The 18,945-nt window shown below is 59.3% G+C and carries 19 protein-coding genes; 7 read left to right on the forward strand and 12 right to left on the reverse strand.

The features are described 5' to 3' along the window. Positions 1–28: 28 nt before the first annotated feature. From AC57B6_RS37855 to AC57B6_RS37895, 9 genes are all read right to left on the reverse strand, one after another. Positions 29–463: a hypothetical protein gene (locus tag AC57B6_RS37855; protein ID WP_278502119.1), complete on the reverse strand. Its 435-nt coding sequence runs from the start codon at positions 461–463 to the stop codon at positions 29–31. Between the two features lie 780 nt (positions 464–1,243). Further along, on the reverse strand, positions 1,244–2,248 hold the full coding sequence (gene alc / locus AC57B6_RS37860) for an allantoicase (RefSeq protein ID WP_046572438.1): 1,005 nt from the start codon (positions 2,246–2,248) through the stop codon (positions 1,244–1,246). A 41-nt stretch (positions 2,249–2,289) separates the two neighbouring features. Next, on the reverse strand, positions 2,290–2,958 hold the full coding sequence (locus tag AC57B6_RS37865; RefSeq protein ID WP_028195147.1) for a DUF1989 domain-containing protein: 669 nt from the start codon (positions 2,956–2,958) through the stop codon (positions 2,290–2,292). Beyond that, entirely contained in the window at positions 2,955–3,758 is an 804-nt protein-coding gene (locus AC57B6_RS37870; RefSeq protein ID WP_028195146.1) for an amino acid ABC transporter ATP-binding protein, read from the reverse strand. The genes AC57B6_RS37865 and AC57B6_RS37870 overlap by 4 nt, the downstream gene beginning before the upstream one ends. A gap of 5 nt (positions 3,759–3,763) precedes the next feature. Further along, positions 3,764–4,438, reverse strand: coding sequence for an amino acid ABC transporter permease (locus AC57B6_RS37875; protein ID WP_046572439.1), 675 nt, complete (start codon positions 4,436–4,438; stop codon positions 3,764–3,766). Further along, positions 4,435–5,118 (reverse strand): amino acid ABC transporter permease, encoded by a 684-nt coding sequence (locus tag AC57B6_RS37880; protein WP_496423320.1) that lies wholly within the window; start codon positions 5,116–5,118, stop codon positions 4,435–4,437. Before AC57B6_RS37880 ends, AC57B6_RS37875 begins: the two co-directional genes overlap by 4 nt. A gap of 18 nt (positions 5,119–5,136) precedes the next feature. Further along, the gene (locus AC57B6_RS37885) at positions 5,137–5,772 is read right to left on the reverse strand and encodes an urea carboxylase-associated family protein (protein WP_028195144.1); all 636 of its coding nucleotides are present in this window, start codon (positions 5,770–5,772) and stop codon (positions 5,137–5,139) included. 11 nt (positions 5,773–5,783) lie between these two features. After that, positions 5,784–6,401 (reverse strand): DUF1989 domain-containing protein, encoded by a 618-nt coding sequence (locus tag AC57B6_RS37890; RefSeq protein WP_028195143.1) that lies wholly within the window; start codon positions 6,399–6,401, stop codon positions 5,784–5,786. A gap of 19 nt (positions 6,402–6,420) precedes the next feature. Beyond that, the gene (locus AC57B6_RS37895) at positions 6,421–7,269 is read right to left on the reverse strand and encodes a transporter substrate-binding domain-containing protein (RefSeq protein WP_028195142.1); all 849 of its coding nucleotides are present in this window, start codon (positions 7,267–7,269) and stop codon (positions 6,421–6,423) included. 278 nt (positions 7,270–7,547) lie between these two features. Here AC57B6_RS37895 and AC57B6_RS37900 point away from each other — a divergent pair, with 278 nt between their 5' ends. Continuing rightward, positions 7,548–8,432 (forward strand): MurR/RpiR family transcriptional regulator, encoded by an 885-nt coding sequence (locus tag AC57B6_RS37900; protein ID WP_046572441.1) that lies wholly within the window; start codon positions 7,548–7,550, stop codon positions 8,430–8,432. 382 nt (positions 8,433–8,814) lie between these two features. On the opposite strand, the gene AC57B6_RS37905 is transcribed toward AC57B6_RS37900, so the two are convergent. After that, complete coding sequence (locus AC57B6_RS37905; RefSeq protein WP_281662618.1) at positions 8,815–9,732, reverse strand: LysR family transcriptional regulator; 918 nt, start codon at positions 9,730–9,732, stop codon at positions 8,815–8,817. A 117-nt stretch (positions 9,733–9,849) separates the two neighbouring features. Here AC57B6_RS37905 and AC57B6_RS37910 point away from each other — a divergent pair, with 117 nt between their 5' ends. The 3 genes from AC57B6_RS37910 to AC57B6_RS37920 all read left to right on the forward strand — a co-directional run bounded on the left by AC57B6_RS37910 (position 9,850) and on the right by AC57B6_RS37920 (position 12,953). Further along, entirely contained in the window at positions 9,850–11,013 is a 1,164-nt protein-coding gene (locus AC57B6_RS37910; RefSeq protein WP_496423321.1) for an alpha/beta fold hydrolase, read from the forward strand. 47 nt (positions 11,014–11,060) lie between these two features. Then, the gene (locus AC57B6_RS37915; RefSeq protein ID WP_496423263.1) at positions 11,061–11,852 is read left to right on the forward strand and encodes an MBL fold metallo-hydrolase; all 792 of its coding nucleotides are present in this window, start codon (positions 11,061–11,063) and stop codon (positions 11,850–11,852) included. Positions 11,853–11,933: 81 nt separating this feature from the next. Next, complete coding sequence (locus AC57B6_RS37920; protein ID WP_496423264.1) at positions 11,934–12,953, forward strand: carbon-nitrogen hydrolase family protein; 1,020 nt, start codon at positions 11,934–11,936, stop codon at positions 12,951–12,953. Positions 12,954–13,152: 199 nt separating this feature from the next. On the opposite strand, the gene AC57B6_RS37925 is transcribed toward AC57B6_RS37920, so the two are convergent. Continuing rightward, positions 13,153–14,130: an AraC-like ligand-binding domain-containing protein gene (locus AC57B6_RS37925; RefSeq protein ID WP_028195136.1), complete on the reverse strand. Its 978-nt coding sequence runs from the start codon at positions 14,128–14,130 to the stop codon at positions 13,153–13,155. A gap of 689 nt (positions 14,131–14,819) precedes the next feature. Between AC57B6_RS37925 and AC57B6_RS37930 the strand changes: the two genes are divergently transcribed. The 3 genes from AC57B6_RS37930 to AC57B6_RS37940 all read left to right on the forward strand — a co-directional run bounded on the left by AC57B6_RS37930 (position 14,820) and on the right by AC57B6_RS37940 (position 17,893). Continuing rightward, a complete protein-coding gene (locus AC57B6_RS37930) occupies positions 14,820–15,500 on the forward strand; it encodes an alpha/beta fold hydrolase (protein ID WP_028359563.1) in 681 nt (226 codons plus the stop codon). 115 nt (positions 15,501–15,615) lie between these two features. Further along, positions 15,616–17,076 carry a catalase gene (locus AC57B6_RS37935; RefSeq protein ID WP_030099720.1) on the forward strand — a complete coding sequence of 487 codons (1,461 nt, stop codon included), beginning with the start codon at positions 15,616–15,618 and terminating at the stop codon, positions 17,074–17,076. 49 nt (positions 17,077–17,125) lie between these two features. Continuing rightward, complete coding sequence (locus AC57B6_RS37940) at positions 17,126–17,893, forward strand: alpha/beta hydrolase (protein ID WP_496423265.1); 768 nt, start codon at positions 17,126–17,128, stop codon at positions 17,891–17,893. A 386-nt stretch (positions 17,894–18,279) separates the two neighbouring features. On the opposite strand, the gene AC57B6_RS37945 is transcribed toward AC57B6_RS37940, so the two are convergent. Continuing rightward, complete coding sequence (locus AC57B6_RS37945; RefSeq protein ID WP_028195132.1) at positions 18,280–18,786, reverse strand: winged helix-turn-helix transcriptional regulator; 507 nt, start codon at positions 18,784–18,786, stop codon at positions 18,280–18,282. Positions 18,787–18,945: the final 159 nt, after the last annotated feature.

Raw genomic sequence — 18,945 nt, forward strand, 5'->3', positions numbered from 1 at the left:
GAACCGGTTGTTGGGACGCCGCGTCTGTTTATGCGTTCGTTGTGGGCTTGGCTGACGTATGTTTGCTCGGGCTGCGCTTCGTGGCTGCTGGCGTTTCCTTCGTCGCTATTTGTGATGCCTCGGCAAGTAGGCGCATTGCACGGTTCGCGGTGATGCGGCTTTGAGGGATGCCCTTCGCATCGAGTGCGATCACCTGATATAGCTCACGGTCACACTCCAACTCCCGCTGATATTGCTCTGCTGTGTCGACGAGCAATTCAAGCATGGTCTGCTGACGTCGTCTTTCGTCACTCGTGATGGCAGGATTTCTACATATTGAGGACCCAAGTGTGATCAATGTGTTGAGCTGGCTCAACTGCCGGTTGCATAGATCGAAGGTGGAAAGCGCAAGCTTTTCGTACTGAAGCGCGTCGACAGGCGGGCGTGAAGCGGGTTGAGATTGTTTTGTGGGTTTGCTGCTCATGGTGCGACCTCCCTGGTACTTCCTGGATCGCCCGACACTCGCTTGCTTGGGGAAAGGGGTGAGCGGGCACGTGGCGGGTTTGGAAGACCGGTGTTCTAACGAGCCGGCGAGCCTTGCGGCTCCCCCACCACAGCCCGCCCATTGAAAACAACAGACGTGCAGGGGTAGACGCACTCCCGCCTAAGCGGGTGTGCGGTTAGAACAACAGGCTTCCACACCTGACCGTCGGGTGTTTTCCGACGGCTTGATGATTATAAGTCATGGCAACGTTGAAGCGATCAACCAGGCGGGCTAAGTGTTTGCGTTTGGCCAATTGGATAAGACATCGGCGGGATGCGATGGCTTGTCGCTAAGCCAGGGATCGCGAATGAGCGCGCGGCTAGTTGCTTTAGGGCTGACGGTTGGCACTAACCCGTACCGGGTTTCGTCAATGCACGGGCCTGACAGTCGACGGCGGTTCGTCGGCCAAAGCGGTCGTTTAATCCATGAGTGTTTCGACCGGCTGCGAGTGTCCGCTTTGAACTGACGTGATCGACCGTAGTCGACCCTGAGGAGACATACAGCTTCCTCGATAAGAGACGTTCGTGCGGAACTAGCGAGGGTTACGCCTCGTCGCAATCTTACATCTAGAGCAACATCGGGTGGGTCAACCACGCAACAGCACGTTGCGTGGCAACGGGATCCTCCGCGACGACTAGCCCTGTTTAAACAATTCCAATGACAAGTGTAGTCTTGGAAGCTGGAACGCCTCTTACGATCAAATCGGGCAGGCGTTGTGGATCAGACCAGTGCGCGCCCGATCAGACGAACTCGCGACACCCCTCCGTCCGGCAGAATATTGAAGCGCACATGGGTAACCCGCGTTATCCGTTCAGGCGAGAACGAACGTAAGCAGTCCATTTCCAGCTTCTGCTCGTCGAGCAACACGGGCCAGAACATCGATTGGGTAATGAGCGACTCGTCGGTGCCTGCCGTAACGAATGCGCCTTGAAGCGAGCAACGGTCCGCGAAATTGCCTTTGAAATGCGCGGTGTCGACATCGATCCTGCTGATTTCGCCAGCCACCGCGAGTTCGACGATGCACCAGTCACAGCCCGGTTCGCGACGCCGACGGGTTTCCCAGCCTTCGCCCATGTTGGCTGCACGCGTGGGCAAAAGCAGATTTGACGCGAGGCCGTAGTGCTGGTTGTTCGCCGCAACGATCCGCGCACCGTTCATCGCTGACGCGAGATCGAGTTCGGCGCCCGGCGCGAGTTCGCGGCGCGGCCGGCCGAACACGCGCAATCGCGCGATACCGCCGTCCGGGTAGATATTCAGGCGTACGTGCGTGTAGACCGCGCCCTCGGCCGCCTCGATTGCGCGAAAGTGATGCGCGTTTCCGTTCAGCGCCATCGCGGGAAGCACTTCGGTCCATTGCGCATCGGCGGGCGGAATGTCGTCATCCGAGCGACACGCGTCTATCGATGCCGCCGGAGGAAAGTTGCCGGTGAAATGGCTCGTGTCGATATCGACGCCCATCAGTTCGCCCGCCGTGCCCAGCTTGACGATACAGAAATCGTGGCCAGTCACGCGCTTGCGACGCGATTCCCAGCCGTCCATCCATTTGCCGTTGTCATCGTATTTGCCGGGTATGAACACGGCCGGCTCCGGATTGAGCATGCGAGCCATCGGCGCGAAAAAATCATCACTGGTAAGCACAGCTTGCGCGCCGAGACGTGGGTCCGCGAGATTGATGCCTGTGCGCGTAAAGGCCGGCGCGTTCGGGTCGAGAGTGGGAATGGCCATGTGTGTGAGCGTCTATCTGAGATTGTTGAAATGATGAACGCTCAGGCGTCCGGAACCCACGGTTGCGTGCCTTGCAGATCGGATACGAAGTCGTCGAGCACGGCGATGTCAACCGGTTTCGGCGTGTTGTCGGCTTGCCCCTGAATTTTGACGATGTCCTGCGGACACGCAGAAAACGCAACGAAGCAATCCATTTCGGCGCGCAGCGTGATGTACTCGCCAGGCTTTGTCACGGTAGGCAACGTATGCAGCGTGATACCGTCCGGTTGCACGCGGATATTCATGAAGATGTTGAACGAAGCGAGGTTCTGGCGCGGCGGCGTTATGCCGAGTTCGAACATACCTTCGAACATGTTGTCGCAACAGTTGCGGTGGTAGCCGCGCACGCCCAGCAGCTCATAGCGTTTGCGATCGCAGGCCGCCATGAAGGTGTCATGGACACCGGGCGTCGTGTCTTCCACGACGGTCAGCACCGGATTACGCTGGTTGGTCACGAAGCTGTCTCCAACCACCGGATTGAGCCGCTGGTTCCAGACGCGCGTGGTCTCCATGCACATGTATTCGTTCAGGTCGTACGCGTTCCAGGCCCAGCAGTCTACGACTTGCGTGCCATGGGTATTGATGACCCGTACGGCCTGGCCCGCTTTCAGTCGGACTGCTTTGCCGTGGCCGGCGGGAACGGTTACTGCAGGTTGATCTGTATAGCTCATGAGCGTGATTTTTCCGGAGTAAAGCGATAGAGAAATTGCTGGAGTCGTGGCGACGAGGGTGTGTCGAGCACCTGCGCGGGCGGACCTTGTTCGACGATGCGTCCGCCGTCCATGAAGACCACGCGGTCCGCGACATCGCGCGCAAAGCCGATTTCATGCGTGACGACAATCATCGTCGTATCGTTCGCAGCGAGTCCGCGCATCACCGTCAGCACTTCGCCGACCAGTTCGGGATCGAGCGCGCTGGTCGGTTCGTCGAACAGGATGACTTCCGGCGCCATCGCGAGTGTGCGGGCAATGCCGACACGCTGCTGTTGGCCGCCCGAGAGGTTCGCGGGCATCGACGTGTGCTTGCCGCCCAGCCCAACCTGGCTCAGCGCTTCGACGGCGAGGTCAGCGGCGGCGAGACGGTTCATCCGTTTGACCGACAGCAGCCCTTCCATCACGTTTTCGAGCACCGTCATATGCGGCCACAGATTGAAACTCTGAAACACCATGCCGATGCGGCTGCGCTGCGCCCGTATCTCGCGCTCAGGCCGCGGGCTCGTCGCGCCGTTCGGATTCTCGCGCAAGCCGATCCGCTGGTCGCCGATCCAGATGGCGCCTTCGTCGGGCGGCGAAAGCCAGTTCAGGCAGCGCAACAGCGTCGATTTTCCGGAGCCCGACGGACCAAGTACGCAGACCGTTTCGCCGCGCGCTACGGTCAGATCGACGCCGTCGAGGATGCGGTTCGCGCCGAACCACTTGACTATGCCGCTCGCCTTCAACGCTACGGGCGGCGTGCTGTCGGATAGGTTCATGCTGATCACCGGGGCTGGGCGACCCGATGGTCGCGGCCGAGGCGGCGCTCCCAATGACGGGTCGAAAAGTGGATGACGGACGTCGCGGCCCAGTAGACCATCGCGACGACGAAATAGACTTCGAGCGGCGCGTACGTGTCGGACACGACGGCCTTCGCGGCGAACATGAATTCGTGCACAGAGATCACCGATAGCAACGCGGAATCTTTGACGAGACCGATCAGCAGACCCGTCAGCGTGGGCAGCAGCAGCGGCAGCGCTTGCGGCGCGATGATGCGGCGCGCGATCGCGACCGGCGACATGCCGATCGCGACTCCCGCTTCGACGGTTCCAGCGGGCACGGCGGCAACAGCAGCCTGAATCACTTCTGCGACGTACGGGCCGTAATAGACCGCGAGCGTGACCGTGCCGACCAGCGGCGCGGGCAGCAGCACGCCGAAATCCGGCAGTACGAAGAACATGACATACAGCAACACGAGCAGCGGCAAGCCGAGCGTCAATGCCGTGTAGCCGCGAATCACCGCAGCCAGCCACGGACCGCCGCGTCGCTGGCCGACCGTCAGCAGCACGCCAAGCACGCCCGACATTCCTGCGCCGGCCGCACACAACCAGCCCGTGCTGCCGAGCCCTGCTGCAAGCTCCGGCCAGTAGCCGGACAGAACGCTGAGATCGAAGGTCATCGCGCAACTCCCGTCGCGACCTGCTCGACGCCTGGCGCGCGCGGCGAACGCTGTGCGCGCCGCGCGGCATAGATAACCGGCAACGCGACCGCCAGATAGCCGACGCTGACCAGCAGCATCACTTGCGTCGACGTGTAGGTTCGCGCGATCACCATCTGTCCCGCGTACGTCAGTTCGGTGACGGCGACGACCGACGCGAGCGGCGTGGTTTTCAACAGGATCGTAAATTCGCTGATGAGTGCGGGCAGGCTGGCCTTCAGCATCTGCGGCAGCGCGATCCTCAACGCGATGCGCCACGGCGCCATACCGAGCGCAGTCGCGGCTTCGTACTGGCCAGGCGTGATCACCCGCAGATTGCCTCGCACGATTTCCGCTGTGTAGGCGCCGCTGTTCAGGCCGAGCGTGAGCGCGGCTGCCAGCATCGGACGGCCGCCCAGCCCGATCAGCGGCAACGCGAAGAACAGCACGAACAGTTGCACGAGGGCGGGTGTGCCGCGCATGAAGCTGATATACAGTCGCGCGGCCCAGCGCAACGGCGCAACGCGTGTCAGTTGCATCGCGAGCGCGAGATGGCCAAACACGAGACTGCCGGTTGCGCCGAACAGCGTCAGTTCCACGGTCAGCAACCAGCCGTCGATGAGTGTCGGCAGGCTGTGGATCACTTGCGGGTCAAAGCCCATCACGGCTGGTTCCCGGAATCAGAGTTGGTCGAGGTCTTCGACCGCCGACAGTTCGAGCGCGCCTGGCACGTCGTTGCCCGCAATGCCGGTGCAGCACGCCGATACGATGAACACCATGTCCGTCACCACCCGGCACGCGACGAAATCGCCGGCTCGCGTGACGTTGGGCAGCGGTTCGATGCGGCCATCCTGATGCAACGCCACGTGCATGAAAAGGTTGATCGGGTCGGGCATTTTGGGCGGCTTCAGGCCCAGCGATTGAATCACCGCGCCGACCGATTCGACGCAGCCGGTCTGTCCCGCGTAGCCTTGGTCCGCGAGATACACGGTTGTCGATGCCGGGAGCAGCAGATCGTGTTTGCCGTTCGAATCCTTACCGAGCACCATCAGCGCGCGGCGGCGATTGCTGACGATCCGCATGCCCGCCTGCAGAACGTACGAATTGCTGAACACGCGTGTGTGATGAACCGACATGTACACATCGTCGTTGATCCGGCTGAAGCCGAACATCGACGCGACCGCGCCCGGTTCTTTCGCCTCGATACGCAGGATCTGGCCTGCCTTGACGTCGATCGCGCGCGATTCGCCCGCAGGCACGGCGACGGTTCGCGGGGGCAGCGGTGCGCGCGAAGGCGGTTCTTTGAGAAGCAGCATGTTGAGTCCGTTCAGGCGGCGACAGGCGTCGCGGGCAGGATGGAAATGGCGATGTCGGTAACCTTCAGGCCGTTGCCGGGAATGATGTCCTGTGGACACGAAGACACGGCACACACCAGGTCTTCGAGCACGTCGAACGTGATGTAGTCGCCCGGCTTGCTGGTCGGATCGGTGACCTGCATTCGGCAATCCCGCGTGACCGGGCCGTTCTGAAACAGGTTGAACGGCTCCGGTACATCGAACGGCGACAGCCCGTACAGAGCCAGACCCGCGTGCATGTTGTCGAGGCAGTTGCGATGCCCGGTCACGTTGAAATCGACCGTGAAACGCGTGTCGTCGCAGGCGGGCACGTTGGCATCGTGAATGCCGACGGTGTCTTCGACTACCCGCAACAACGGGCGCCCCAGCGATGAATACAGCGCGTCGCCGACGTTGAAAAACAGCGTCCGAAGCTGGCGGCGCGTATGCGTCGGCGACAGCTTCTCGCCATGGTTCGACTTGAGCACCGCGACAAAGTCGGCGGCCTGCTGCCCCTCGACGTCCATGATGGTCAATCGTTGGCCCGCCTTCACTTCGAAGGTACGTCCATGTCCTGCCTTGACGGTGAGAGTCTGTACTGGATCTGTCATGTGATTCGGTCTGCTCTGTTTACTGCGCGGGGATGAAATCGGACGTTGGTGTATCGAAGCTCACGCCCAGGCTGGCCTTTTGCAGGCGAGCGAGTTCGCCGGACTTTTTCATCGCGAGGATCTGGTCGCTGATCGCCTTGTTCAGACGTATATCGTCCGGGCGAGTCGCCCAGGCAATCCATTGCGAAGGTCCGAGCTCACCAGTCGATTTCAGCTTGCCCGGATTCTGTTTGATAACGCCCGCGAGCACGGTCATATCGTCGAACACGAAATCGGCGCGACGCGTCATCAATGCAGCCACTGTCTGATCGACGCTATCCACGCTGATCAGCTGGATCGGCGCAAGACCTTTGGCTTTCAGCGTCTCGTTGAACTGCTTGAGGATCTGCTCGGGCGCGCTCGCGCTCTTGACCGCAGCGGTCAGTCCGGCGAGAGACTCGATGGTGGCCTGCTGCGGAATTTTTTTGAAATCGGCGCGCACCAGAGCGCCATTCACGGTCTTGCTGGTCGGCACTATGTAAGCGAGACGCTTTGCACGTTCGGCGGTTACGTTCAGCGCAGAACCTTCGACATCGAACGAATGCGCGAGCAGGCCCGGGATGATTCCGCTGAATGCCATGCGCTGATACTCGATCTTTACTCCTAGACGCTTCGCGACCGCAGCCATGACGGCCGGATCGAAGCCAACAATGTTGTTGCTGGCGTCGGTGTATTCATACGGCGCAAAGGTCGGATCGATCGCGACGGTCATCGTGCCGCGACTCTTGATGTCGTCGAGTGTATCGGCATTTGCGGCTACCGAGTGGACCAACGCGCCGCACGGAAACAACGCGGCGAGGACGATGCTGGACAGGCGGCGTTTTGACATCAGGGAACTCACGTAGAGAGGTGGACGAACCCGTCTGAAGGCATGATCCGTGCCAACCTATGCGTGAAACTTAGGTTTCACGAAGCAAACGATGAAAACACATGTTTCTACGAGGACTTTAGAGAAACAAAAATTTCGCGATCCACGGTACGATTTATAGTGACGTCATCGCAGGATGACGACTGACCGCACCTGCTGCGTGCAAGAAAATAGCGATGCACGTTCGCGGTGCCGACGCTGCACCACGGCGGGCGCTCCACTTACTCACAAGCATCGAAATGTCAAAACCTCAAACGAAACAGCAAAAGCGCGCACCGCAGTCGATCGAGAGTCGCATCGCCGAATGCTATGACGAACTGTCCGAGATCGATCAACGGTTGGCCGATGTCATTCTCAGCGCTCCGGGGCAACTGGCGATGCAAACTGCTACGGAACTGGCGGCGACCGCGCAGGTGTCGAAAGCGACTGCGACACGTTTTTTTCAGAAGCTCGGATATACGTCTTATGACGACGTGCGTGCGATTGCGCGCGCGGCACAGGTCGGCGGTTCACCGTTGTATCTACAGAATCGAGGTCGCAAGAATGCGAGTACGAAACTCGACGACGTGATTCAGGCGCATTTGCAGCATGAGGTCGAGAACCTGGCAAATACGTACCGGTCGCTCGACACGCGCGTGCTGAGTGAGGTGGTCGAGGCAGTTGCACACGCGAGGCGCGTGGTGATCATCGGGTATCGGCATAGTCACACAGTAGCCACGATGATCAGGCGCGAACTGATTCAGGTGCGCTCCGACGTCATGTTGTTGCCTGCGCCGGGCGACACCATGGGGGAATATCTCGGCGACCTGACCGCGAAGGATGTCGCGATCATCGTCGGCTTACGGCGCCGTGTGCCGGCGGTCGGTCTTGCCGCAGTTTCACTCGCTGAGGCCGGCGTGCCGATTGTGTATATGTCGGATGTCATTGCAGGGAAGCCGGCGCGATTGGCGCGCTGGGTAATCCGTTGCCACACGGATGGCCTGATGCTGTTTGACAGCAACGTCGGCATGACGGCGGCCGTCAATCTGATCTGCTCACTGGTTGCCGAGCGCCTGCTCGAAGGGGGCAGCAACCATTTACAGCGGGTCGAAATATTGCACGAAAGTTTGCGTGAGTTCGAGTGAAGACGTAGAGAGTTATCTAAAGATCCTGCCGCACCTGTTAGGCAGAGGTAATATTTCCACGAGTAATGTTGAGGGGATGAACACCGATCGTTGACAATTTTCGTCGCTTGTCGAACGTCTCAAGCTGGCCGATCACGATCCCACGCTAGCTGCATATACCGCGTGCCAGAGATCGATTTGCATCGGACCGTGGTCGACCCTGAGCGGTCAGTCGAGTTTCGGCAGCCCCGTGTTCCGATTTTCGAAGAGAAGCGGCCAGTCGATGACCCTTCCGATGAAGATGCAAATGGCAGCGCGAGGCCGGGAAGCAAAAACCGCTGAGCCGGGGCGATCTGGTCCATCTGTGCGAGCCCGACATTGAATGACGGATGCAGCCGCTCTTTTATAGCCTTGCGTTCCGATCCCACGGCGGTTCATCGCCAAACGTCCCGGCAAGGTAATCGACGAACCGGCGCACTTTGAGCGGTATGCGCTGCGCGCTCGGATAAACCGCGTGAATCGCCAGATCAGCCGCGCGGTAACCCGGCAGCAGTGCCACAAGTTCGCCCCGCCGTAGATGCTCGCCGAATACGAAGGTCGGACCGTACGTAATACCAGCCCCCGAGAGCGCGGCGGCAAGAAGCATCTGCGTATTGTTGGCTGTCATCCGGCATGGTCCGTCGATCACATGCGCGCGGTTTCTCGCATCGAGCAATGTCCAGTCGCCAGACGACACGGCTTCGCTGAAGGCAAGCCGCTGCGCGAGTCGTAAGTCTTCGGGTTTGCGCGGCGCTCCGTGGCGCTCGAGATACGCGGGAGACGCACATACGACCATTCGGCAGGGCGCCAGCCTGCGCGTCACCAGTCGTGGGTCCGTCAACCGTCCTATCCGGATTGCCACGTCAACGCCCGCATCCATGAGATCGACATAGCGGTCTCCGAGCAGCACTTCCACGTTAACGTGCGGATGGTCCTCCAGATAGCGGGCAACAACGTCGCCCAGGTGCATGGCGCCGAACGTGACCGGCGCAGCGACGCGCAGTACACCATGCGCCGTGCCTTGCGAATCGCCCGCTTCCCGATTCGCCTCGTCGAACGCTTCAAGGATCCGCTTACAGCGCTCATAGTAAGTGTGGCCGGCATCGGTCAGACTCAACCGCCGCGTAGTGCGCTGCAGCAGTCGCGCATTCAGATCGGCTTCGATTGCGCTGACATGCTTGCCGGCCATCGCTGGCGATAGCCCGAAGCGGCGCGCCGCAGCAGCAAAGCTGCCTTCCTCGACAGCCGCGACGAATACGCCAAGGCTCGTCAGTCGATCCATTATATGTACTCCAATTCGATAGCCCCATTATCGACTGAATACACCAATCCGGCAATTATCAAACTGGCGACATGAATCTACCATTGAGCCACTAACCAACCGGCAGGTGGCATGGAAATGGACATCGACTCAAACGGTACGCGGATTCACGTCAAGCAGCGAGGCAGCGGCGAGCTGGCGCTGGTGTTCCTGCACTACTACGGGGGCTCGTCGCGTACGTGGGACAGGGTAGCAAGCGAATTGTCCGACCAGTACCGAATCGTTGCCACCGATCACCGCGGCTGGGGCGATTCCGAGGCGCCCGCCGACGGCTACCGCATCGCCGATCTTGCCGCCGATGCCGAAGGCGTCATCGAGGCGCTAGGTCTGCAGCGCTATGTTCTGGTCGGTCATTCGATGGGCGGCAAGGTCGCACAACTCATAGCATCGCGTCGGCCACGCGGGCTCGAAGGCCTTGTGCTCGTCGCGCCGTCGCCTCCGTCGCCGATGCTGCTGCCGGACGAGCAACGTGCGACGTTGACCGGCGCGTACCAGTCGCGTGAATCGGTCGAATTTGTTATCGATCACGTCCTCACCGGAAAATCGCTTGACGCTGCTCTTCGGGAGCAGGTCATCGAGGACAGCTTGAAGGGCGCACCGCAGGCCAGGGCGGCCTGGCCAAACGTGGCCATGCGGGAAGACATTACTGCGGCGGTGGCATCAATCGATGCGCCGACCATCGTCATCTCAGGTGAGCTTGACCAGGTGGATCGCGTCGCAACGCTGCAGGCGGAATTGATGCCTCGTATTCCGCACGCGGCAATGCATATCCTGCCTGGAATTGGACACTTGTCGCCGTTAGAGGCACCGATCGAGGTGGCGCGGGTTATTGCGCGCTTCGTCGCTGCGATCGCAAACAGGTCCGCCGTGTGCAGCACGCCCGAGCAGGTCCCCATCGCTTTCGACGCGGCGCTCAACGCCGGCGATCTTGATTCCCTGCTCGGTATGTTTAGCAATAAAGCCACGATGCGGATGACGGACGGCAAGGTGGCGCAAGAAAGCCCCGCCTATTTGCGCAACGGCCTGGCTCGGCTACTGACACTGCGCCCGCGCCTTCACAACGAGGTGCGTCGCGTGTTGACCAGCAGCAACATAGCGCTCGTCCTGCTCGACTGGACCTTGAACGTGACGCTACCGGACGGCAAGGAGCACGAGGAGCGCGGCACCGCCACGCAGGTCATGGAAAAGGGCCTCGACGGCGGGTGGAGGCTGCTGATCTCTAATCCGCTTGGGTTGAACTGAAGGGTACAGGGGGAACGACGCCATGAACAACCGACAGGAAGCACATCATGAATAAGCCTACCATCATTACGGTTCCGATCCTGCCGTTCGGCATGGTCCACTCCCACCTCATCATCGGTGCAAAGGGCTGCGTCCTCGTGGACACCGGCACGCCGGGCTCTGAGAACAAAATTGAGCGCGTCCTGAAGAAGCACGGTCGAAGCTTTCGCGATGTCACCTTGATCGTGGTCACTCACGCGCACACGGATCATGCCGGTTCGGCTGCGCGACTGCGCGAACTGACGGGCGCGCCAATCCTTGCTCATGCCGGAGATCTGGACTACTACGAGCGGCGCAAGGAAATGACGTATTGCGTTACGCATTGGTGGGGGCCGCTCTTTTTACGCTCCGGCCTGCCCGGCGAGCCATACTTGCCGTTCACACCGGACATCCTGCTTCAGGACGGCGCCACCATCGATCTAAGCGGTTACGGAATCGAAGGCGTGGCTAGGCACACGCCAGGCCACACAGCCGGCTCCGTGTCAGTTGAACTGGGCAGCGGAGATGCGTTAGTCGGCGACCTCGTCGCCTCGGGTGTCTTTCTAGGCGGATTGATACGTAAGGGGCACGCCATGCGCCCGCCGTTCGAGGATGACCCGCAGGCTGTCAGTGGTGAATTGATGGGTATGGTGGAGGCCGGCATGCAACGCTTTCACATGGGTCACGGTGGTCCGCTGGCCGCGAAAGAAGTGCGCCGGCACGCTCTCTCACTGCGGAACGTGAAGCCCGGGCGCAAATATGGGATGCAGGCCATCGGGTGTGCCTGCTCTGAGCCCAAGCTAGCTGAGCCGGTTAAATAAAGCATGGCGCGCGGTTCAGGCGCGTTTCTCCCATGAATTAATTGAAGTCGGTTCCGCTTCGCTAACCAGGAATGGATTGCCATGCCTCTCGTTCATCCGAAATATAAAGTCGCTGTTGTTCAGGCTGCTCCAGTCTGGCTCGATCTTGACGCCGGCATCGACAAGACCATTGAGCTGATCAACGAGGCCGCCGGCAACGGCGCCAGGCTGATCTCCTTCCCGGAAACCTGGTTGCCTGGCTATCCATGGCATATCTGGATGGGCGCGCACGCGTGGCAGGTAAGTCGGGGCTTCGTACAGCGGTACTTCGACAACTCGCTGGACTACGACAGCCCAGAGGCATTGCGGCTCAGCACCGCTGTCCAGCAGGCCGGGATCACCGCGGTCATCGGCGTTTCTGAGCGAAGCGGCAGTAGCCTTTATATGGGGCAGTGGATTATCGGCGCCGACGGCAGGACCATCGCTGCCCGCCGCAAGCTGCGCCCCACTCACGTCGAGCGCGCCGTGTTCGGCGAGGGCGATGGTTCGGATCTGGCAGTGCATCAGGTTGAGGGTCTGGGAAGGCTCGGCGCGTTGTGCTGCTGGGAGCATTTGCAGCCACTGTCGAAATACGCAATGTATGCGCAGAATGAGCAGGTGCACGTCGCAGCGTGGCCAAGCTTTTCTAACTATGAGCCATTTGCCCCGGCGCTCGGAAGCGAAGTCAACAATGCCGCGAGCAGAATCTATGCGGTGGAGGGGTCGTGCTTTGTGCTGGCACCTTGCGCGGTCGTGTCCAAAGCGATGATTGACGAGTTGTGCGATACACCCGAAAAGCGTGAGTTGAACCACGTTGGTGGTGGTCATGCTGTCATCTACGGGCCTGACGGAAGCGCGCTAGTTCCGAAGCTGCCAGAGGACAGTGAAGGTATCCTGTACGCGGACATTGATCTTGCCACCATTGTCATGGCCAAGAACGCCGCCGATCCTGCCGGCCACTACTCCCGCCCCGATGTCACTCGGCTTTTGATCAATAAGACCCGTATGCAACGCGTAGAAGCTTTCGCGCTGCCTATCGACAGGTCCGAGAATGACGATTTGGCGCACCGGGAAGAGATGTAGGCACGCCGATGTACCTTCGTCGCGCGAAACGCAACGAGCCCTCGCACTGCAGAACCTCAAGCATGGACGCAAATAGGGGATGCAGACCGTCGGATGCGGCTGCTCGAGGCGCAAGCCGGCTGAGTTGGGTGAGTAAGGCTAGTCTTGGCCGATTGCTTGTCGGGCTGCTCGCATCCAAGATGAAGGAAAAACGTCGCTATCAACCCTTCCGAAACTCTCGAGGCGTTTTGCCGAAGGCCATTTTGAATGATTGACTGAAATGCGTGAGATTGTTGAAACCCCATGAGGAGGCTATATCGCCAATGGCGCGATTTACCTGTCCCGGGTCTTCGAGATCGCGAGCACACCTGGCCAATCTTCGCTCCCAGATGTACCGTTCAACCGACTGGCCGTCACTGGCGAATACCGAACTCAGGTAGCGCTTCGAGATTCCCAGATGCTCAGCAACGTCGGCGGGCGCCAACGAATGATTTCGCAAATTCGTTTCGATAAAAGCGCGACCACGATAGGCGAGCATAGCTCTCGTCACCGTGTTCGTCGGCGCTGCTGTAGATTTGTCCTCCGGTCGCGACATGAATGCCATCATGGCCATGTCTATCGCCTGTGCGGTTAAGCGTTGCGCGATATCCGCACTGAAGCTCTCGAAGTTCTGGGCCAGCGAGTTGACAAAATCCCTTGTCATATTGCACAGCGGATTATCTGTCGTGACGATGGTCGCCGTGAGGTGTTCGATGGCGCCAACCTGCTTGCGCACGAGCGTTCGTGGAATCTGCAGAACTAATTGGGATGTTGCCTCGGGAAACTCGGCGCGGAATGTCTTCGATGTATCCAGAAAAGTGATATCGCCTTGACGAAGAACATTGCGCCGGTTGTCCTGTTCGACGATGGCCTCTCCTGTCACCTGTATGCAGACGAATACCTGCTCTTCTCCGATCTGTGAGATTTTCGGCTTGATCCGAGCTATCGTATGCGATGCCGCTACGATTTCGATCAGGTTGATTGGACTCGAAAGATGAGCGGTAATCGACCCGGAAAAGCCTTCATCGACAGCGCTCGAACATTCCAGATGAGTCAAAAGATTTGCGACGTTGGTTTGCCAGAAGGCTAGTCTGGCGTTAGGCGCCACGCGCTCAGTGGAAATTAGAACGGGGGCTCTGTTCATCGTCGTACCGGTCATGCGTGTCCGTCAGAAGAATCATCCCCGTGGCAGGGATGCACCGATCGTCTTGTTGTGCAGCCGCTCAACGCATTGTGATGATAGCCGATGTCAAATTTCCGCGCGACTGACCCGAAACTTTCTTGAAACGGAATAAAGAATGTAGTCAAGCGGCACAGGCATCGCACAGCGTGCGCGCTCCGTTACACTTCGAGCACGTTGCGATTCAAGGTTGGTCTCGACCAGCGCAAGACCAGTTGCACAAATATCAGCACACGCGATACACAGCGCCAACCGCCATTCGCGCTTGAACACATAGAACACAGCATTAACGCGGACCGCACATATCGCGAGAATGTGCTCCGCGCGTCCTCTCAGCCTGACGAGCTCTGCGCTGCAATCGTCCGGCCGCAGATCCAAAAAAGCGAAGCAAGCAAAGTGCGCACGAGCAATGGGCTGCCATGCGCGTGTTGTGTGCCCGAATCACCATCCGTTCAATGCCTTGATGTTCTTTCAGCGTTCGAAGAAGAAACGATGGATATGCATGCGTCGAGGTCCCGGGTTTCATATTTCAATGGCAGGTTGGGCCAATCGCTCAAGGGCATCAATACTTGCCTGGTTGTTTGCTTCAGAAATACCCCTGTTTTTCCGCTTGTAATTCGCGTCTTCTCTCAACTGCATGTTCAACAGCATTCGTTAAGGAAACGACCATGAGTCAATCTGTTACCGCCGTACTCGTCCATGGAGCATGGGCCAACGCCGCGTGCTGGTCCAAAGTCATTCCGCTACTGCAGGCGGCCGGATTATCCAGCGTCGCCGTGCAATTGCCGTTGACCTCGCTCGAGGACGACGCCGCTGCAGTCAATCGGGCGCTCGCTTTGATTGAGGGGCCGGTGGTGCTGGTCGGCCACTCCTACGGTGGCGTCGTCGCGACTGCTACAGGCAATGATAGCCACGTGCAAAGCCTGGTGTTTGTTGCGGCTTTCGCGCCGGACGAAGGCGAGTCAGCAGGCTCGCTCGGGGCCGGGGCGGACCCGGCACCACTCGGTGCAGAGATCCGGCCCGATTCACAAGGCTTCCTCAAGCTCACGCGAACCGGCATTGATGAGAGCTTCGGTCAGGACTTGACGGAAGATGAACGGTTGCTGGCCTTCGTGACACAGGGCCCGACGGCCGCAAAAGCGCTTGGGGACACTGTATCCAAGCCCGCATGGAAATCGAAGCCGTCCTGGTATGTAGTCGCCGAACAGGATGGTGCGATTCAACCTTCGTTGCAACACAAAATGGCCGACAGGGCGAAATCGCAGAAGGTGTCCGTGGTTTCCAGTCACCTTGTCATGCTCTCTCACCCACAGAAAGTGAGCGAGGCGATTCTGGCGGCGGCCGAGTAGGCATCACGCAACGGAGTAGCCCGGCGCACATGTGGTCGAACCACGCGCCGGCTTCCGTTTTTCGCGCGCGCTGTGCTGCGCTCTCAAGCCTTACCGATACCCCACGGAGAATGCAATGAGCAAACTGACGACCGCGTTTGGAGCCCCTGTACCTGACAATCAGAACACGCAAACGGCTGGACCACGGGGGCCGGCGCTACTTCAGGATGTTTGGTTTCTCGAGAAACTGGCCCACTTTGACCGCGAGGTGATTCCGGAGCGTCGTATGCATGCCAAGGGCTCGGGCGCATTTGGCACGTTCACGGTCACACACGATGTAACTCAGTACACTCGCGCAAAAATTTTTTCCGACATCGGAAAATCGACCGAGATGTTTGCCCGGTTCTCCACGGTTGCGGGGGAGCGGGGCGCTGCGGATGCGGAGCGGGACATTCGCGGTTTCGCGCTCAAGTTTTATACCGAAGAAGGTAACTGGGATCTCGTGGGGAACAACACGCCCGTTTTCTTTTTGCGAGACCCGCTGAAATTTCCGGACCTCAACCACGCGATCAAGCGCGATCCGAGGACGGGACTCCGCAGCGCGGAGAGCAACTGGGATTTCTGGACGCAATTGCCGGAGGCGCTTCATCAGGTCACCATCGTGATGAGTGACCGCGGCATTCCTCGCACGTTCAGAAACATGCACGGATTCGGCAGCCACACTTTCAGTCTCATCAACGCTGCCGGCGAGCGCTTCTGGGTGAAGTTTCATATGCGCACGCAGCAAGGCATCGAGAACATGAGCGACGCGGAAGCGGTAGAGCTGGTTGGCTCCGACCGCGAAACCCATCACCGTGACCTATACGAGTCCATCGAGAAGGGGGCGTTTCCGCGCTGGACCCTGTATTTCCAGATCATGCCCGAGAAAGAAGCCTCGACATACAAGGTGAACCCGTTCGACCTGACCAAGGTCTGGTCAAAGAAAGACTATCCGCTGATCGAGGTGGGCTACTTCGAACTCAACCGCAATGCGGAGAACTGGTTTGCCGACGTCGAGCAGGTGGCTTTCAATCCGGCAAACGTTGTCCCCGGCATCAGCTTCTCACCGGACAAGATGCTGCAGGGCCGCCTGTTTTCCTACGGTGACGCACAGCGATACCGTCTTTCCGTCAACCATCACCAGATTCCTGTCAACGCGCCGCGTGGTGCCAGCCACTACAACAGCTATCACCGCGACGGCGTCATGCGCGTCGACGGGAATCACGGCGGGACAACGCCTTATAACCCCAACACAAAGGGCGCCTGGGTCGATCAGCCCGACTTCAGCGAACCTCCTCTTTCTATCGAGGGCGCGGCTGACCATTGGAATCACCGTGTCGACGACGATTATTTCTCACAGCCGGGTGACCTGTTTCGGCTGATGTCGGAGGCGCAGCGTCAGGTTCTGTTCGAGAACACGGCGCGTGCGATGCACGGCGTTTCCCAGGCAATCAAAGACCTGCATGTCGAGAATTGCAGCAAGGCTGACCCGGCATACGGGGCCGGCGTACGACACGCCATTGAGAGTCTTGAAGCGCCGGGGACGACCAGCGAATAAGTGCATCGCAACCCAAGCCTCACCCAACCTGATTAACTAGAGATAAAAAATGAAAATGACGTCCCGCCTCAGCCGTATCGCCAACGCGCTCACTCTTTCGACCGCGGTGTTTGGGTCAACTGCTGCTATGGCAACGCCGATCAGAAATGTCGTCCTCGTTCATGGCTACTTTGCGGATGGATCAGGTTGGCAAGCGGTCGCAAAGATCCTGACGCGCGATGGCTATAACGTCACCGTCGTTCAGGAACCGGAAACGTCCTTCGCCGACGACGTCAAGGCAACAAGCCGAGTCGTTGACGCACAAGACGGCCCGAGCATTCTTGTTGGCCACAGCTACGGTGGCGCTGTGATCACAGAAGCTGGTAGCGATGCAAAGGTTGCGGGACTGGTTTATGTCGCCGCATTCCAGCCTGATGCGGGCGAAAGCGCAATGGATCTGGCCAGGAAAATGCCCGGAGCCTCCAAGGCAATCAAGGCGACCGCTGATGGCTATCTATATCTGGACCCGGCAAGCTTCCACGCCGATTTTGCGGCAGACGTTCCGGCTGCTGAAGCACAATTCATGTCGGTGTCCCAGGTTATGCCGGCAGCAGCGTCCTTTGGAACGCCCATCTCGACACCCGCCTGGAAAACCAAGCCGAGCTGGGCAGTTGTCGCAACTGCTGACCGGGCCATCAATCCCGACCTCGAACGGTTCATGGCGAAGCGTGCCGGTAGCAAGACCATCGAGCTTAATTCGAGCCATGTGGCGTACATCTCTCACCCGAAGGAAGTGGCGAAGTTGATTGAGCAAGCAGCAGAGAATTCGGGCAAGTAACAAAGAATCAAATACATTGCGCGGGAATGGCTCTGATGAGGAGCTATTCCCGCGTGGTTGTCCCTTTACACGGATAGTTCTATCCGATCGAAACACGGCAAGATTCGGAGGATTTCAGTAACAAAACTACCAAGTGACGCGGAAGAGGCAATGTCAACGGGATGGCATATGGGCGATTACTATTCCGGCAAAGATCCTTGGGCTCACATAGTGAAAAATCTTCCCTTATCGACCCTGAGCCGCCATTCGGACCCGCGCAGTCGTAACGGCCGGTCCCGAGGGCGTAACTGCCTTTGAGCCGGCTAGTCTCTCCGCTCGGAGCTTCATGCACTCAGGCGAAGGGCCGTCGATAGGAGCGACGTGTATCGCGAGAGATCTCGTTGTCCTTATGCTTTCTGGTGGCGGTGCTCACCTTGCGACAAGCGCCAGCGGAGCAGATCGTCTGCACCGGGACCTTCCGTGATAGCCACGTCTGCGGCGCTGAGCTGCTCACCTGTCTCTTGATCGATAAAGCTCCACCGCACCTCAGCCCCGGTATTCCGATTTACGAACTTCATCGGCGGCGCCGACGCTCCGGAAACGCCCAGGTTGTCCCCTATCTCGGCGAGCACCGGCATCACTGGAGCGATCTGCCAGCCCTTCCGGGTCAAGCGATATTCAAATCGATCCGGATTTACCTGATAGCGTCTGCGCTCGACGAGGCCATTGGCCTCCAGATGCTTGAGTCGATCGCTGAGCGTCGCGTTGGTGATGCCCGACGACTGGCGAAACTCATCATATCGGCTGAGGCCGAGGACGAGATCGCGCAGGATCAGCAAACCCCACCGGTCACCGATCGCCGCCATGGCTCCGGCGATCGAGCAGACCATTCCGTCAAAACCCTTCGAACGCATGTGCTGTGTCCCTGATAGTCCGACGATTGTCGCCGGGTAAATCTCATTATAAGAGTGGCGATGGCCACGCAGAACCATTCCACGAGGCGGCACGGGCTCGTCCTTGTTCCGGGAACTGGAAAATACTTGCCGGGCAGGCCACTAACTCTTATTATAAGA

Source organism: Paraburkholderia sp. BGA-UO-ETr-F12 (assembly GCF_059567945.1).